The organism is Aminobacter niigataensis (genome assembly GCF_946995915.1).
GTDB classification, from domain to species: domain Bacteria; phylum Pseudomonadota; class Alphaproteobacteria; order Rhizobiales; family Rhizobiaceae; genus Aminobacter; species Aminobacter niigataensis.
Genome location: NZ_OX341517.1, coordinates 4,461,118 through 4,477,676, shown reverse-complemented (window position 1 = coordinate 4,477,676; position 16,559 = coordinate 4,461,118). Strand labels below are relative to the sequence as shown.

General features: G+C 62.9%; 14 protein-coding genes and 1 pseudogene. 12 read left to right on the top strand and 3 right to left on the bottom strand.

Annotation, left to right across the window (positions count from 1 at the left end):
- The first annotated feature begins 58 nt into the window (after window positions 1-58).
- The 6 genes from katG to O1Y97_RS21830 all read left to right on the top strand — a co-directional run bounded on the left by katG (window position 59) and on the right by O1Y97_RS21830 (window position 6,140).
- Window positions 59-2,272: a catalase/peroxidase HPI gene (gene katG, locus O1Y97_RS21855; protein WP_318762350.1), complete on the top strand. Its 2,214-nt coding sequence runs from the start codon at window positions 59-61 to the stop codon at window positions 2,270-2,272.
- Between the two features lie 176 nt (window positions 2,273-2,448).
- Entirely contained in the window at window positions 2,449-3,735 is a 1,287-nt protein-coding gene (locus O1Y97_RS21850; protein ID WP_318762349.1) for an RsmB/NOP family class I SAM-dependent RNA methyltransferase, read from the top strand.
- A gap of 99 nt (window positions 3,736-3,834) precedes the next feature.
- On the top strand, window positions 3,835-4,287 hold the full coding sequence (locus O1Y97_RS21845) for a TspO/MBR family protein (RefSeq protein ID WP_318762348.1): 453 nt from the start codon (window positions 3,835-3,837) through the stop codon (window positions 4,285-4,287).
- Window positions 4,288-4,361: 74 nt separating this feature from the next.
- On the top strand, window positions 4,362-4,820 hold the full coding sequence (locus tag O1Y97_RS21840; RefSeq protein ID WP_318762347.1) for a PaaI family thioesterase: 459 nt from the start codon (window positions 4,362-4,364) through the stop codon (window positions 4,818-4,820).
- Window positions 4,821-4,823: 3 nt separating this feature from the next.
- On the top strand, window positions 4,824-5,459 hold the full coding sequence (locus O1Y97_RS21835; RefSeq protein WP_318762346.1) for a 5'-methylthioadenosine/S-adenosylhomocysteine nucleosidase: 636 nt from the start codon (window positions 4,824-4,826) through the stop codon (window positions 5,457-5,459).
- A gap of 183 nt (window positions 5,460-5,642) precedes the next feature.
- Complete coding sequence (locus O1Y97_RS21830) at window positions 5,643-6,140, top strand: DUF2165 family protein (RefSeq protein ID WP_108609101.1); 498 nt, start codon at window positions 5,643-5,645, stop codon at window positions 6,138-6,140.
- A gap of 39 nt (window positions 6,141-6,179) precedes the next feature.
- On the opposite strand, the gene O1Y97_RS21825 is transcribed toward O1Y97_RS21830, so the two are convergent.
- Window positions 6,180-6,506 (bottom strand): hypothetical protein, encoded by a 327-nt coding sequence (locus O1Y97_RS21825; RefSeq protein ID WP_318762345.1) that lies wholly within the window; start codon window positions 6,504-6,506, stop codon window positions 6,180-6,182.
- A gap of 60 nt (window positions 6,507-6,566) precedes the next feature.
- Between O1Y97_RS21825 and O1Y97_RS21820 the strand changes: the two genes are divergently transcribed.
- Window positions 6,567-7,025: a MarR family winged helix-turn-helix transcriptional regulator gene (locus O1Y97_RS21820; RefSeq protein ID WP_318762344.1), complete on the top strand. Its 459-nt coding sequence runs from the start codon at window positions 6,567-6,569 to the stop codon at window positions 7,023-7,025.
- A 96-nt stretch (window positions 7,026-7,121) separates the two neighbouring features.
- Window positions 7,122-8,684 (top strand): glutamine-hydrolyzing GMP synthase, encoded by a 1,563-nt coding sequence (gene guaA, locus O1Y97_RS21815; RefSeq protein WP_318762343.1) that lies wholly within the window; start codon window positions 7,122-7,124, stop codon window positions 8,682-8,684.
- Window positions 8,685-8,912: 228 nt separating this feature from the next.
- Here guaA and O1Y97_RS21810 read toward each other — a convergent pair.
- A pseudogene (locus O1Y97_RS21810) lies at window positions 8,913-9,599 on the bottom strand (HAD family hydrolase); the annotation flags it as partial.
- A gap of 157 nt (window positions 9,600-9,756) precedes the next feature.
- On the opposite strand from O1Y97_RS21810, the gene O1Y97_RS21805 reads away from it, so the two are divergent.
- The 4 genes from O1Y97_RS21805 to O1Y97_RS21790 all read left to right on the top strand — a co-directional run bounded on the left by O1Y97_RS21805 (window position 9,757) and on the right by O1Y97_RS21790 (window position 15,951).
- On the top strand, window positions 9,757-10,800 hold the full coding sequence (locus tag O1Y97_RS21805; RefSeq protein ID WP_318764257.1) for a glycosyltransferase family 4 protein: 1,044 nt from the start codon (window positions 9,757-9,759) through the stop codon (window positions 10,798-10,800).
- 47 nt (window positions 10,801-10,847) lie between these two features.
- On the top strand, window positions 10,848-13,016 hold the full coding sequence (locus O1Y97_RS21800; protein ID WP_318762342.1) for an amylo-alpha-1,6-glucosidase: 2,169 nt from the start codon (window positions 10,848-10,850) through the stop codon (window positions 13,014-13,016).
- A 93-nt stretch (window positions 13,017-13,109) separates the two neighbouring features.
- Complete coding sequence (locus O1Y97_RS21795; protein WP_318762341.1) at window positions 13,110-14,921, top strand: alpha,alpha-trehalose-phosphate synthase (UDP-forming); 1,812 nt, start codon at window positions 13,110-13,112, stop codon at window positions 14,919-14,921.
- A 13-nt stretch (window positions 14,922-14,934) separates the two neighbouring features.
- Entirely contained in the window at window positions 14,935-15,951 is a 1,017-nt protein-coding gene (locus O1Y97_RS21790) for a DNA topoisomerase IB (protein WP_318762340.1), read from the top strand.
- Between the two features lie 57 nt (window positions 15,952-16,008).
- Here the strand turns inward: O1Y97_RS21790 and O1Y97_RS21785 are convergent, their stop codons facing one another.
- Window positions 16,009-16,446 carry an Lrp/AsnC family transcriptional regulator gene (locus tag O1Y97_RS21785; protein WP_108609028.1) on the bottom strand — a complete coding sequence of 146 codons (438 nt, stop codon included), beginning with the start codon at window positions 16,444-16,446 and terminating at the stop codon, window positions 16,009-16,011.
- Window positions 16,447-16,559 lie beyond the last annotated feature (113 nt).

Below are 16,559 nucleotides of genomic sequence, written 5' to 3'. Positions count from 1 at the left end.
CATCAAGAGGCGGACCCAGGTCCGCAAGCACCTACGCAAAGACGTTTCGGAGAGAAAAATGGACGCAAAGACCGACGAAAACAGCGCGGGCAAATGCCCCGTCGCGCACACCGCTGCCGGCAGGACCAATCGTGACTGGTGGCCGAACCAACTGGATCTCAAGGTCCTCCACCAGCACTCCAGCCTGTCCGATCCGATGGGCGAGGCGTTCGATTATGCCAAGGAGTTCGAGAGCCTCGACCTCGATGCCGTGATCAAAGACCTCACTGCCCTGATGACGGATTCGCAGGACTGGTGGCCGGCCGACTTCGGACACTACGGGCCGCTGTTCATCCGCATGGCCTGGCACAGCGCCGGCACCTACCGCATCGGCGACGGCCGCGGTGGCGCGGGCGCCGGACAACAGCGCTTCGCGCCGCTCAACAGCTGGCCGGACAACGTAAATCTCGACAAGGCCCGCCGCCTTCTTTGGCCGGTCAAGCAGAAATATGGCCGCAAGATCTCCTGGGCCGACCTGATGATTCTCGCCGGCAACGTCGCGCTGGAATCGATGGGCTTCAAGACCTTCGGCTTTGCTGGCGGCCGCGCCGATGTCTGGGAGCCTGAAGAAGACATCTACTGGGGCTCCGAAGGCAAGTGGCTGGCCGACGAGCGCTACAGCGGCGACCGCGATCTCTCCAACCCGCTCGCGGCCGTCCAGATGGGCCTGATCTATGTGAATCCGGAAGGGCCGAACGGCACCCCGGATCCGCTTGCATCGGCGCGCGACATCCGCGAGACCTTCGCGCGCATGGCGATGGACGACGAGGAAACGGTTGCCCTCATCGCCGGCGGCCACACCTTCGGCAAGACCCATGGCGCCGGCGATGCGGCCAATGTGGGCCCCGAACCGGAAGCGGCCGACATCGAGCAGCAGGGCCTCGGCTGGAAGAACAGCTTCGGCACCGGCAAGGGCGGCGACACCATCGGCAGCGGCCTGGAAGTCACCTGGACCACGACGCCGACGAAATGGAGCGGCAACTTCTTCTGGAACCTGCTCGGCTACGAATGGGAGCTGACCAAGAGCCCGGCCGGTGCCCATCAGTGGACCCCCAAGCACGGCATGGGCGCCGGTACGGTGCCGGATGCGCACGACAAGTCCAAGCGTCACGCGCCCTCGATGCTGACCAGCGACATCGCGCTGCGGGCTGATCCCGCCTACGAAAAGATTTCGAGGCGCTTCTTCGAGAACCCGGACCAGTTCGCCGACGCCTTCGCCCGCGCCTGGTTCAAACTCACCCACCGCGACATGGGCCCGATCGCACGCTATCTCGGTCCGCTCGTCCCCAAGGAAGAGTTGATCTGGCAGGACCCCATTCCCGCGGTCGACCATGTCCTGGTCGATGAGCAGGACATTGCCGCCCTGAAGGACAAGATTCTCGCCGCGGTACCCTCGGTGTCGCAGCTTGTTTCGACGGCCTGGGCATCGGCCTCGACGTTCCGTGGCTCCGACAAGCGGGGCGGCGCCAACGGCGCGCGCATCCGCCTTGCGCCGCAGAAGGACTGGGAAGTCAACCAGCCGGCGCAACTGGCCTCCGTTCTGGAAAAGCTCGAGGCGATCCAGCAGGAGTTCAACGCTTCGCAATCGGGCAACAAGAAGGTGTCGCTTGCCGACCTGATCGTTCTCGGCGGCGGTGCCGCAATCGAGAAAGCCGCCAGGGATGCCGGCCAGGAGGTGAAGGTGCCCTTCGCACCGGGCCGCATGGACGCCTCGCAGGAGCAGACCGACGTCGAATCCTTCGCGCCGCTCGAGCCGTCCGCCGACGGCTTCCGCAACTATCTCCAGGGCAGGCAGCGCCTGACCTCAGAGGAAAACCTGATCGATCGGGCGCAACTGCTGACGCTGTCGGCACCTGAGATGACGGTGCTGGTCGGCGGCCTGCGCGTGCTCGGCGCCAATGCTGCAGAGTCCGCGCACGGCGTCTTCACTGCGCGGCCCGGAACCCTGACCAACGACTTCTTCGTCAACCTGCTCGACATGGGCACGGAGTGGAAGGCGGTTTCGGATGCCAGGGACGTGTTCGAAGGGCGCGACCGCAACACGAACGAGGTCAAGTGGTATGCCACCCGCGTCGACCTGATCTTCGGTTCGCACTCGCAGTTGCGCGCGCTGGCCGAAGTCTACGGCAGTGCGGACGCCCAGGCGAAGTTCTCCAGGGATTTCGTGGCGGCATGGACCAAGGTGATGAATGCCGACCGCTTCGACCTCGTGCAGACGCTGAAGGCGGCGTAATAACCACTCGCGACAACCGATAGGGCAGGCGCGGAGCGATCCGCGCCTGTTTTGTTTTGCGGCTGGCCTTTGCGGTGCAAAGATTTTGCTCTGTGAGCGGCGGCCAGTGCTTGTGCAATTCGTCCCGGCTGTTTAGCTAGGCCCTATACGGGTCAACCGAAGACGGATCACCGAACATGCGACTTGGCGGAAGGCTGGCAGCAGCCATCGAAGTACTCGACGATATCGAGAGGCGGCATCGTCCCGCCGCCGATGCACTCAAAGACTGGGGACTTTCCCATCGTTTCGCCGGCGCTGGCGATCGTGCGGCCATTGGCAACATCGTTTATGACGCGCTGCGCCGCAAGCGCTCCGCCGGCTGGCTGCTTGGCGACGAGACCTCGCGCGCATTGGGCTTCGGCGCGCTCCTGCTCGAATGGGACCAGTCGGCCGAAGCGCTCAACCAGACGCTCGATGGCGACAAGTTCGCGCCCGAAGCGCTGAGTACCGCGGAGCTGGCCGCCATTGCCGAGCGCAAGCTCACTGATGCGCCCGATGCTGTCCGCGCTGACAGTCCCGACTGGTGTGCGCCGCTTCTCGAACGCGCTTTCGGCACCGACTGGGTGGAGGAGGGCGCCGCCCTTGCCGCCCGTCCGCCGCTCGACATCCGTGTCAACACGCTGAAGGCCGACCGCGACCGCGTCATCGCCGAACTCGAAGGCACCCAGGCCGCGCCGATGGCGCTCGCCCCGCATGGCGTGCGCATCCCGCCGATCGACGGCAGCGGCCGCCACCCCAACGTCCAGGCCGAGCCGGCCTTCCAGAAGGGCTGGTTCGAGATCCAGGACGAGGGCTCGCAGCTAGCGGCCGAACTTGCCGGCGCAACCCCTGGCATGCAGGTGCTCGACTTCTGCGCCGGCGCCGGCGGCAAGACGCTGGCGTTGTCGGCGGCGATGGAGAACCGCGGCCAGATCTTCGCCCACGATTCGGAAAAGTCGCGCCTTGCGCCGATGTTCGATCGCCTGCGCCGCTCCGACAACCGCAACGTCCAGGTCGTCACCAAGCCGTCCGAACTGTCGGGCCTCACCGGCCATATGGATCTGGTGCTGATCGACGCGCCCTGCACCGGCAGCGGCACTTGGCGCCGCCGGCCAGATGCCAAGTGGCGTCTTACCCAGCGCCAGCTTGATGTCCGCAAGGCCGAGCAGTCGGCCATCCTCGACGCCGCCAGCGCCTATGTGAAGCCGAGCGGTCTCCTCGTCTACATCACCTGCTCGGTCTTCGACGAGGAAAACGCCGACCAGGTCGACGCCTTTTTTCAGCGTGCCAACGGCTTTGCGGCTATCGATCACCGCGCGCTGTGGCAGGCCCGTTTCCCCGGCCGCGACGATGCCGTGCGCCTTGGCGCGCAGGGCCTGTCGCTGACGCCGGCCAGGAGCGGCACCGACGGCTTCTATTTCGCCGCCATGCGCCGCAAGGGCTGACGGCGAAGCTTAATTCGCCTCCACCATTGACGATCCGGACTTGTCCTCCAGTTGAGAGCGGGGCGGCGCATCAGGCCGTCCTCTTGTTCTGGAGGTTCGATGAGCAGACTTCTCACCTTGCTTGCATTTGTCGTCGTCGTGCTCGGCGGCGGCACGCTGATCGGCTACGTGACGCTGCCGGGCGACTGGTATGCCGGACTGGCCAAGCCGTTCGTCAATCCGCCCAACTGGATTTTCGGCCCAGTCTGGTCGGTGCTTTACATCCTCGTGGCCATCGCTGGCTGGCGCGTCTGGCAGCGCGATCCCTGGGGTGGCGCCATGCGGTTGTGGATCGCTCAGCTCGTGCTCAATTTCTTGTGGTCGCCGACTTTCTTCGGCCTGCAGCAGCCCGGCCTGGCTTTGCTGGTCATCTTAGCGCTTCTCGGCGCCATCTCGGGTTTCATGGTGCTTGCGAGCAGAAAGGACGGCATTGCCGCCTGGCTGTTTGCGCCCTATGCCGCCTGGGTTGCCTTCGCCACGCTGCTCAATGCATCGATCTGGTGGCTCAACTGACGTTTGCGCTGCAGCATTTGAGATTGCCTGCATTTGCCTGCTTTGCGATAAGCAAGGCGAGAGGAACATCTGAAATGGCAGCCAAGATCGTACCCACACCCGACTATGACGAGCGCGTCAGGGCCTCGTTCGCGCGTCAGAGCGCGATGCGGACCATCGGCGCCGAACTCACGCTCGTTACCCCCGGCATCATCGAGATCGAGATGCCGTTTTCGGATCAGTTGACCCAGCAGCACGGTTTTCTCCATGCCGGTATCATCTCGACCGCGCTCGACTCCGCCTGCGGCTACGCCGCCTTTTCGTTGTTCCCGGAAAGCACCAGCGTCCTGACCATCGAGTTCAAGGTCAATCTCCTGGCCCCCGGCAAGGGCGAGCGTTTCCTGTTCCGCGGCTCGGTCACCAAGCCCGGCCGCACCATCGTCGTCGCCGACGGCCAGGCCTATGCTATCGCCGCCGATGGCGAGGCCAGGCTGATCGCCACCATGACCGGCACGATGATGGCCATTGCCGGCCGCGACGGCATCGAGGGGTAGACCATGCCTGGCATGACGCAATTTGCCGGCCGCAATGTGCTGTTCGTCATGGCGGCAGATGCCGAATACGGCCCGCATCTGCAAAAGCTGTTCACGCCGCTGATGACCGGCATCGGCCCGGTCGAGGCAGGCGTCAGGGTAGGCGCTGAACTTGCGCTGCTCGCCGCTTCCAACTATCTGCCCGATCTCGTCGTCTGCCTCGGCTCCGCAGGCAGCCGCCGGCTCGATCAGACCGAGGTCTATCAGGTGACTTCGGTCTGTTATCGCGACATGGACGCATCGGCCCTCGGTTTCGAGAAGGGCAGGACACCGTTTCTCGACCTTCCCGCGACCCTGGACCTGCCGTTGCGCATCCCCGATGTGAGGCAGGCCAGCCTGTCGACCGGCAGCACCATCATTTCAGGTGCCGCTTATGACGCCATCCCGGAAGACATGGTCGACATGGAGACTTTTGCCGTGCTGCGCGCCTGCCAGATCTTCGGCGTCCCGCTCATCGGCCTGCGCGGCATTTCCGATGGCGCCAACGACATCAGCCATGTCGACGACTGGACCGAATATCTCCATGTCGTCGATGAGAAGCTGGCCCATGCTGTCCATTTTCTCGGCCAGGCGATCCAGAGCGGCACTCTCAAGCTTTAGCCGCCGGCCATGCGGCGCTGCGCTCTTTTGTCATAAGTTTTGCCCCGACGTTTGATGTATGCGGCGCACAGTCGTGCACGCTCATCGACACTGACGCGCTTCCTCGATCCGGGTTCTTGCTCGGACCGGGCGGGCGCGACAGCGCCGAAGCGTGCGCGCGCTTTTTCAGGAGTAGCCTACGAAATGATGATCATCCGCATATCCAAGACCGCCGCTGTTGCCGCAACCGCGCTGTTTTCAACGCTTGTCGCCTTCGGCAATCTGACCGACTACGGCACCAACTTCGCTTTCGTGCAGCATGTGATGAGCATGGACACGATCTTCCCGGATGCCGCCATCAAGTACCGCGCCATCACCAATCCCGCACTTCACAACCTGTTTTACTTCCTGATCATCGCCGCTGAATCGCTGACCGCCATCCTGTGCTGGATCGGCGCCTATCGCCTCGCCACCAACCTTCGCAATGACGCACGCAGCTTCAACGCCTCCAAGACGCTGTCGATTGCCGGCCTGACGCTTGGCTTCCTGGTATGGCAGGTCGGCTTCATGTCGGTCGGCGGCGAATGGTTCGGCATGTGGATGTCGAAGACGTGGAACGGCGTTCCCGACGCCTTCCGCTTCTTCATCACCATTCTGCTGGTGCTTGTCTTTGTTGCCCAGCGCGACGAAGAACTCGCCTGACGAGATTTGGATGGTCGCACCTTGGGCGGCCATCCTTGCCTACCGCGCCGCGCGCGGCAGCCCCTTGGCATTGCCGAACAGGATACCGGCAAGCCTCACCCTGACATCGCGATCCTGGTTCACATAGGTGATTGATCCTGCCTCGTGGTCGAGCGTCCAGCGGCCGACAGCCCCATTGTTCCAGTCGACCACGTAGCCGCCCTCGGCGAGCGCCCAGCTTCCCTTCCGCGTTTCCCCGTCGTCAAGCAGCATGTGCGCCCTGTTGCCGGTTTCGAAATAGACGTAGGCCTCCTTGCCGTTGCGGTCGAGCACATGGGTCGTGCCTGCTATCAGCACCCTCAGTGAGGCCTGGTCGAGAATTGCCATCTTCGGTTCCTTCCACTATCAGGATAGTCAAGCATCTTGACGATATGCATGATTGGAAAAATGGTCAAGCAACTTGACGAAAAAGACGCCAAGGCATTGCCTGACCATATCGGCTGGCGCCTGTGGCAAGCGAGCCGCGCCTGGCAGGCTGAGTTTGCCGAGGCGATGCGCGCGGCCGGCCATGGCTGGTTCAGCGAAGGCCGAGCCGGACTGCTCGGCCACATACCCCGCCGCGGCACCAGGCAGGCGGCGCTGATCGAACGCATGGGGATCTCCAAGCAGGCGGTGCAGCAATTGCTCGACGGCCTGGAGGCCGAAGGTGTCATCGAACGCGCGCCTGACCCGGAGGACAAGCGTGGCAAGTTTGTGCGCTACACGTCAAAGGGGCTGGCTGCACTCGACGACGGCGACCATATCAAGATCGACATCGAGAAGCGCTACCGCGAGCGTCTGGGCGAGGGGTCTTTCGAGGCGTTGATGGCGGCCCTGCGCGGGCTTGCCGAACCGCAGGCGAGCTGATTGGCAGCCGGCCTTGGCCGGCCATTGCGCTCCCTGCCTGCCAGCCATGCAATCCAGCCCATTGCACAGACTCGAATCTTTCTTTAAACGCCCGCCATGAAGAACTCCGAGCACCCCGAAACCGTCCTCATCATCGACTTCGGCAGCCAGGTGACGCAGCTCATCGCGCGTCGCGTCCGCGAGGCCGGGGTCTATTCCGAGATCGTTCCCTTCCAGTCGGCCGCTGAGGCCTTCAAGCGGATCAGCCCCAAGGCGGTGATCCTCTCGGGCAGCCCGCACTCCACGGTCGACATCGGCAGCCCGCGCGCTCCTGACGCCGTCTTCGAGGCCGGCATCCCGGTGCTCGGCATCTGCTACGGCGAGCAGACCATGTGCGCCCAGCTCGGCGGCAAGGTCGAAGCCGGCCACCATCGCGAATTCGGCCGCGCCTATCTCGAGATCGAAGACGAAAGTGCTTTGTTCGACGGCGTCTGGGCCAAGGGTACTCGCCATCAGGTGTGGATGAGCCATGGCGACCGCGTCACTGCCATCCCCGCCGGCTTCCGCGTCATCGGCACCTCCAACGGCGCACCCTTTGCCGCCATCGCCGACGAGGCCCGCAAGTTCTATGCCGTGCAGTTCCACCCCGAAGTGGTACACACCCCCGACGGGGCCAAGCTGCTGCGCAATTTCGTCCACAAGATCGCCGGCATCGAGAGCGACTGGACCATGCGCGCCTACCGCGAGCATGCGGTCGAGGCGATCCGCAAGCAGGTCGGCGACAAGAAGGTCATCTGCGCGCTTTCGGGCGGCGTCGATTCCTCGGTCGCGGCGCTGCTCATCCACGAGGCGGTCGGCGACCAGCTCACCTGCATCCTCGTCGACCATGGCCTGATGCGGAAGAACGAGGCGGCCGACGTCGTCGCCATGTTCCGCGAGCATTACAATTTGCCGCTGATCCTGGTCGATGCCGCCGATCGCTTCATCGACGCGCTCGAAGGCGAGGCCGACCCGGAAAAGAAGCGCAAGACCATCGGCCGCCTGTTCATCGAGGTATTCGAGGAAGAGGCCAAGAAGCTCGGCGGCGCCGATTTCCTCGCCCAGGGCACGCTCTATCCCGACGTCATCGAAAGCGTGTCCTTCACCGGCGGCCCTTCGGTAACCATCAAGTCGCACCACAATGTCGGCGGCCTGCCCGACCGCATGAACATGAAGCTGGTCGAGCCGCTGCGCGAGCTGTTCAAGGACGAGGTCCGCGTGCTTGGCAAGGAACTCGGCCTGCCCGACAGCTTCATCGGCCGCCATCCGTTCCCCGGACCCGGCCTCGCCATCCGCTGCCCCGGCGGCATCACCCGCGAAAAGCTCGAAATCCTGCGCCAGGCCGACGCCATCTATCTCGACGAGATCCGCAAGGCCGGCCTCTACGATGCCATCTGGCAGGCCTTCGCCGTGCTGCTGCCGGTCCAGACCGTCGGCGTCATGGGCGACGGCCGCACCTACGAGTTCGTTTGCGCCCTGCGCGCGGTGACGTCGGTCGACGGCATGACCGCCGACTTCTACCACTACGACATGAATTTCCTCGGCGCCGCCGCCACCCGTATCATCAACGAGGTCCGCGGCATCAACCGCGTCGTCTACGACGTGACGTCGAAGCCGCCCGGCACCATCGAGTGGGAATGATTTAGGCCCATCCGAACGCCGCATTTACGCCGTGTACGACGCAAGTCACTGAAAACGCCGACAATCGGCAGCTATCGGTGGGTTTGGGTTTGGCGGCCCGGCGGACGGACGTAGTGTCACGGCCGAGCGCAAATGAGCGTCTCGAGGGCTTCAAGAACGTCGGTTGATCATAGTCTCCGTCCGAGCCCGCAACTGGCCCAGGACCGGCGACGCCGCTTTGACTTATTGGCGACGGCTTTGCGTGAGGTCGGCGTCGTTGGCCGTGATCTGGCCCACCAGTTCGGCAACCCCTTCGCCGCGCTGGCCGGAAGTGACCCGGTCGGCTGTTTCTTTGAGGGATGGCAGTGCATTTGCCACCGCGACGCCGTAACCCGCGGCTCGCAGGAACGCATCGTCGTTCTCAGCATCGCCGATGGCCACGACGTTGTGCGGCGAAAGCTCAAGTTCCTCCAGCGCGGCCGCAAGCCCGGTTGCCTTGTTGACACCGCTTGGCAACACCATGACAGCGCCCTTGTTGAAGATGATCTCCAGTTCGAGCCCCAGCCTGCGGATTTCATCCAGGACGATTGTCTCGTTGGGAACCAGCGTGGCGACGATGGAATCGCCGACATAGAGCGGAGCCACGCCACGCGACTTCAGACGTTCGACGAATTCTTGAGGCGGGGCGGGGGCCAACAGCCGCTTTACCTTCGTCCCCGGCGTGTAGAGCAGCGCTCCGTTCTCGGCGACGATCTTGTCGAATATGTCGTGCCCGGGGAATACCCTTGCCAGGTCAGGCAGTTCGCGCCCGGTTACGAGGACCAGCTTTCGGCCGGTTTTCTTGAAATCCTCCAATGCCTTGAAGGTAGCATCAGAGACCAGCCCATGCTCGGCAAGGGTCTCGTCATAGTCGGTTGCGAGGGCAAGCACATACATCATCGGTTCTCCGCTCCAGACTTCAATCTGCTTGGCGGACGATCGTTCCACCATTGAGTGGGAACGACGCGTACGCAGACATGCTTGGGTATGGTGGACGGGAACCATTGGGGGCTTGCGCGGTTCACCCTGGGGGACGACTATCAGGAATGACGGAATGAAGATCGCGCATATCGCGCCGCTCTACGAAAGCGTGCCCCCACGGCTCTACGGCGGGACTGAGAGGATCATCGCGTATCTGGTCGACGGCCTGGTTGAGCGGGGGCATCAGGTGACGCTGTTTGCCAGCGCCGATGCTGAGACCCGGGCCGAGCTCTTTCCGGTTCGCCATCAAGCGCTCAGGCTCGACGCCAATCCGCTGACTTCACCGACAGCCGCCCATTTGTCGATGCTGCACCAGGTGAAACAGCATGCTGACGAATTCGACCTGCTTCATTTCCATCTCAGCCATTTTGTCCACTTCCCGTTTTTCGAGGATTTTCCCGAGCGAACGGTGACGACACCACATGGCCGTCTCGATTACGCGGACCTTCCGGCTGCGTACGGCAGATGGCCGCAATTCCCGATGATCTCCATTTCCGACCGGCAGCGGCAGCCCCTGAAAGAGGCAAACTGGATCGCCACGGTCCAGCATGGCCTTCCGCTCGACCTCTATCGTCCGGTCGCTGGCGGGCCGACGAGCTATCTTGCCTTTCTCGGCCGGTTGTCGCGCGACAAAAGGCCGGACCGGGCCATTGAAATTGCCCGCCGCAGCGGTTTGAAGCTGAAGATCGCGGCAAAGATCGGGGACGACGATCGCCCCTATTTCCATGAAACGATCGAGCCGATGATCGATGGCGAGCAGGTCGAGTACATTGGAGAGATTGGAGAGGACGGCAAGGCCGAGTTTCTCGGCAATGCCGCGGCACTGCTGTTTCCAATCGATTGGCCGGAGCCGTTCGGCCTGGTCGTCATCGAAGCCATGGCCTTCGGCACACCGGTGATCGCCTGGGACAATGGCGCGATGTCCGAAATCGTCGACGAAGGCGTGACAGGCCACATCGTGCGGTCGATCGAAGAGGCCGTCGCGGCCGTTGGGCGCTTGCCCGAACTCGATCGAAGAACCGTTCGCCAGACCTTCGAAGCCAGGTTCTCGGCCGATCGCATGGTTCGTGAGTACGAGGCGGCCTATGTCCAACTCATGGAGGCGTTGCCGCGCTGAAGCCCGGGGCGTCTCGAACCGGTCCAAGACAAGGAGGGAGCAGGCATTTGGCCAAGCTCGACGAACGTCATCTCGATCCAGCTGTTGCCCTGGCAATGCTCGGCGACGCGGCACCACGCAATCCTCATCGCCAGTTTGCGTTGAAACACAGCGATTGCTTCATCGTTGCCGATGACTACGGCGACATACGGGGGCGGGGGGATGGGCTTTTCCGGGACGATACCCGCGTGCTTTCGCTGTTCCGGCTGTTGATCGGCGACACGGAGCCATCGCTGCTCGGCGCCTCCCTCAGCCAGGACAATATCGTTTTCACCGCAAACCTGACCAACTTGCCGCTGACGCCTGACAAGGGCGCGCCAACGCCACAGGGGGTCATCCATATCGAGAGGTCGCGACTGCTGTGGGACGACCGGATGTATGAGCGCATCCGCCTGTCCAACTATAGCGCCCACGATGTCGAGCTTCCCCTTTCGGTGCGCTTCGAAGCGGATTTTCGCGACATGTTCGAAGTCCGAGGTTCGACCCGCACCAAACGGGGCAAGGCCTTCGACATCGAACTCGGGCCCGACCATGTCCAAATGCGCTATGAGGGGTTGGACGAGCTCGTACGGCAATCAACGATTTCGTTCTCCGATCGGCCATTTGCCCTGACCCCCGATCGCGCCGATTTCCGGTTGAATCTGCTGCGCCGTGACAGCCTGTCCCTGTTCATTGAGGTCGGGGTCGATCACCTGGGGACTCCGAGCCGCGAGCGCCATCGGGCAGCTGCCGCCAAGGCGCGCTGGCGAATGCGGGGCAAGCGGCGTCATGGTGCCAACGTTCACAGTTCCGGCCGTGTGTTCAACGATTGGTTGTCGCGCGCCCGTGCGGATATCGCGCTCCTGACCACCGACCTTCCTACGGGCCCTTATCCCTATGCCGGCATTCCCTGGTTCTCTACCGCGTTCGGGCGTGACGGGGTGATCTCGGCTTTGCAAATGCTGTGGCTAAATCCTGGGCTTGCCCGCGGCGTCCTTTCGTTTCTCGCACAGCATCAGGCGACCGAGACGTCGATGTTCAGCGACTCACAGCCCGGCAAGATCATGCATGAGACCCGCAAGGGCGAAATGGCTGTGCTGCGCGAGCTGCCTTTCGGCAGGTATTACGGTGGGGTCGATACCACGCCGCTCTACATCTATCTTGCGACCGCATATGCGAAGCGCACGGGCGATCTCTCCTTCATCGACCTGCTATGGCCTTCGCTGAACGCCGCCGCGGCCTGGATGGAAAACGCAAGCCAGCAAGACCCGTACGGGTTCGTGAGTTATGCGCGCGCGGCCGAGACCGGCCTCGCCAATCAGGGCTGGAAAGACAGCTTCGATGCCGTCTTTCACGCCGATGGCCGTATTCCGAAGGGACCAATCGCGCTGGTGGAAGTCCAGGGCTATGCATATGCGGCGTATGGGGGATTGGCCGAGCTTGCTGCCTTGAAGGGTGAAGACGCGAAAGCTGCACACTGGCAAGCCTGTGCCGAAGCCATGCGCATCTCCGTCGAACGCCATTTCTGGATGGAAGATCGAAATTTCTACGCCCTCGCCATCGACGGTGAGGGAAAGCCCTGCCAGGTGCGGGCATCGAACGCCGGTCATCTCCTCTATGTCGGCCTGCCGTCGCCCGAGCGGGCGCAATTGATGACCGACCAGTTGCTGAGTGCTGCCTTTCATACGGGCTGGGGGGTCAGGACGCTGCCGGATGATGAGTTGCCGTTCAATCCGATGTCCTATCACAACGGCTCGATCTGGCCGCACGACACCGCCATCTGCGCGGCAGGCCTGGCACGCTACGGCGCCCGAGACAGCGTCGTTCGTCTGATGAGCGGTACGTTCGAGGCCGCCGTTCACTTCAACATGCGCCTGCCGGAATTGTTCTGCGGCTTTACCCGGTCGCCCAGCGAGGCTCCGGTGGCATATCCCGTCGCCTGTCTGCCGCAGGCGTGGTCATCCGGATCGGTGTTTATGCTGATGCAAGCCAGCCTGGGCCTCGAGATCGACGGGTTCGCTGCCGAGATTCACGTAACGCGTCCGCGCCTGCCCATCGGCATCGACCAGGTCTCGATCCGCCGCCTGAGCGTGGGCAACGTGGCGGTGGATCTCCATTTCCAGAGGGTCGGAGATCGGGTCGTGGCCTATCTCGACCCGCGCCATGAGGGACTGGCGCCGCTGATCGTGCGTTCCTGATCGCGTCGATTTTCGGAACCCATTCACCGCGAGGGAGTTCGAACAATCAGGGCCGCAATAACTCGCGACCCGTGAAAGCAGGCAATCCCCCTTATGACCGCTGAGAACTTCTCTTCTGAACTGGACATCGGCCTCTGGGCCGTGGTGGCTCTGAGCCTCTTGTTGTCAATCGCCGCAGCCTGCCTTGCGGCCGCGGCCATGCGCCGAGGGCTTGTTTCCGGCAATCCGCCTGTTCCCGAACAACTCGGCTATTCCACGGAAATGCCCAAGCAGATCCTTCCGGAATTTGAGCAGAACAACCGGGTTGCCGACAGTCCGCTGGCCAGTTGGACGCCCGAAGCGATGCGGCTTGTCATCGACAAGGAGCTTCCCGACGCTCAAATCATTCTCGTCTCCAATCGCGAGCCCTACATCCACAATCTCAGGGACGGCAAGATAGACCTGGTCGTGCCGGCCAGCGGGCTGGTTTCGGCCCTGGAGCCCGTGATGCGCGCCTGCGCAGGGACCTGGATTGCTCACGGCGGCGGTACGGCCGATCGCATGGTGGTGGATGACGATAACCGAATTCGGGTGCCGCCTGACAAGCCTGCCTACACGTTGAGCCGAGTGTGGCTCAGCGAGGAGGAACAGCAGGGCTATTACCTGGGGTTCGCCAATGACGGCCTTTGGCCGCTTTGTCACATCGTCTTCACGCGGCCGGTTTTCCGGGAATCGGACTGGGAGCAGTACAAGGCGGTCAATCAGAAGTTTGCCGACCGCGTGTGCGAAGAAGCGCGACGGCCCGACCCGATTGTGCTGATCCAGGATTACCATTTGGCGCTGCTGCCGCGCATGGTGCGGCAGCGGTTGCCGGACGCCACGATCATAATGTTCTGGCATATTCCATGGCCGAACTCGGAAGTGTTCAGCATCTGTCCATGGAAGGAAGAGATTCTGGACGGGTTGCTGGGCAGCTCGATCGTCGGTTTTCATATTCAGTTCCATTGCAACAACTTCATTGAAAGCATCGATCGATTTCTGGAAAGCCGGATTGAACGAGAGCACTCCGCGATAACGTTCGGTGGACAAACCACGCTGGTTCACCCGTACCCGATCTCCATCGATTGGCCGCCATCGGTGCTGGAGTCCCAGCCTCCTGTTGCCGAATGCCGCGCCAAGATATTCGAGACCCTGGGCTTGCCCGAAGACATGCGGCTGTTGGTCGGGGTCGAGCGCATGGATTACACCAAGGGCATCATCGACCGCTTCCTGGCATTGGAACAACTGTTTGAACGGCATCCCGAATGGATAGGCAAGCTGGTGTTCCTGCAGATCGCCGCGCCGAGCCGGGGAACGCTCCCGGCATATGGTCAGCTGCATCGCGAGTGCCTGGATTTCGTCGAGGACTTCAACCGCCGGTTTGGCAATGAGGGCTATGCACCCATCGTCCTGATGGACGAGCATCACAATCAGGGCGACATCTACACCGTCTATCGCGCCGCCGATGTCTGCGTGGTGAGCAGCCTGCACGACGGCATGAACCTTGTTGCCAAGGAGTTCGTGGCAGCGCGCGATGATGAACAGGGCGTGCTTATCCTCAGCACATTTGCTGGCGCGTCCCGGGAACTGCTCGATGCGCTGATCGTCAATCCCTACGATCCAACCGCCATGGGCGAGACGATCTACCGCGCCGTCTCCATGCCGGAGCAGGAGCAGGCCGCGCGCATGATACGCATGCGTGAAGTTGTAAGCTCCAACAATGTCTATCGATGGGCGGGCACCATTCTCCAGGACGCCGCGCGTATTCGAAAGCGCAGCAGGGTGGTGGACCCGGTCCCGGACACCAAGCCGGAAAGACGGCTCGCCCGCACGATGGCTCAGATGTTCGGCCGTCGCAGGCACCCGACCATGCACCGTACCGGATGAGGCGGGTGGAGGTTTGGCAGGCGTTTCCTCAAGCCCTGCGCGTCTGCGCTATGTCAACGACGAGGAGCCCGGTATCTCGCGGCGCCCGGCCGGCAAGGGCTTCTCATATCGCTGCGCTGACGGACGGACTGCGGGTCGGGCCGATCTGGAGCGAATTCGCGGCCTGGCCATCCCTCCTGCGTGGACTGACGTTTGGATCTGTGCCGATGCATTGGGCCATATCCAGGCAACCGGTCGGGACCAGCGCGGACGCAAGCAGTACCGCTACCATCCGCGCTGGACTGAGCGCCGCGATGAGGCAAAGTTCTCGAGGCTCGGCGATTTTGCCCGGACACTTCCCCGGCTGAGGCGCAAAGTGAATGCGGACCTGGGCAAACGAAAGCTGTCGCGGGAAAAGGTTGTCGCCGCCATCGTCTGGCTCCTGGACAACACCATGATCCGGGTCGGGAGTCCTCAATATGCTCGGGAAAATGGCAGTTTCGGCCTGACCACCTTGCGCGGCCGTCATGTCGACGTCAGCGGATCGACCCTGCGCTTTGCCTTCAAAGGCAAATCCGGCAAGCAATGGCGGTTGCAACTCGTTGACCGCCGGATGGCCGGGCTGGTCCGACGAATACAGGAATTGCCCGGGCAGCACCTGTTCCAATACATCGATGACAACGGCGAACGATCACGCGTGACCTCCGACGACGTGAACGACTACATCCGCGCTGCGTGCGGCCCGGATTTCAGTTCCAAGGATTTCAGGACCTGGGGTGGAACGGTGCGTACGCTGGCGCTGTTCGGCGATCTCGAGCTTCCTGACAGCCTGCCAGCCAGGCAACGCCTGTGCAATCAGGTCATCGATGAAGTCGCAAGCAGGCTTGGCAATACCCGCACGGTGTGCCGGAACGGGTATATTCATCCCGCAATCTTAGAGCGGTGGTCGGACGGGGAGCTTGGGACGCGACGTCACGGGTCCCGAAGAACGCGCAGTACGTGGCTCGATGTCGATGAAGCCAGAACGCTCGCCTGGCTTTCGGCCTTGTAGCTCCCCTGCGATTGCTCGCTTCGATCTCTCCCCCATCGCAGCCAGCGGGTGCCGCCGTCACGCCACCCGCTCGATGTCGCGGCGCAGCACGATCAGCGTCGTTAGGTCCTGCACGCTCTGGTGCGTGGCGATGATGTCGCGCAGCGTGTTCAGCCTGTCGATCGACGGCACCTCGACCTCGACGATCAGGTCGAGTTGGCCGGTAATCGACGACACCCGCCGCACTTCAGAATAGCGCGCCAGCTGGTCGAGCACGCCCATCGAAGGTGTGCTGACCAGCGTCACCAGCAGGAAGGCCGAGACCAGGTTGGTGTCCATCTGGCCGATATCGGCGCGATAGCCGCGGATGACGCCGCTTTTCTCCAGCGCCGCAACCCGTTCGCTGGTCGCACTTCGCGACAGGCCGATGCGCCCCGCCAGCGTCTTGAGCGGGATGCGCGCTTCCTTCGACAGGATGCCCAGAATGTCCCTGTCCTTGGCGTCGAGTTCCTTCATCGTCTGGTTCCGATCCGCGCCGTTAAAGTGCCGGTCAATGCAGTCATTGTGCCGGTATAACCGACGATTTGCCGGATGCCCGATTTTTCGGCCCGTGCCAAGCTCCGATCGCA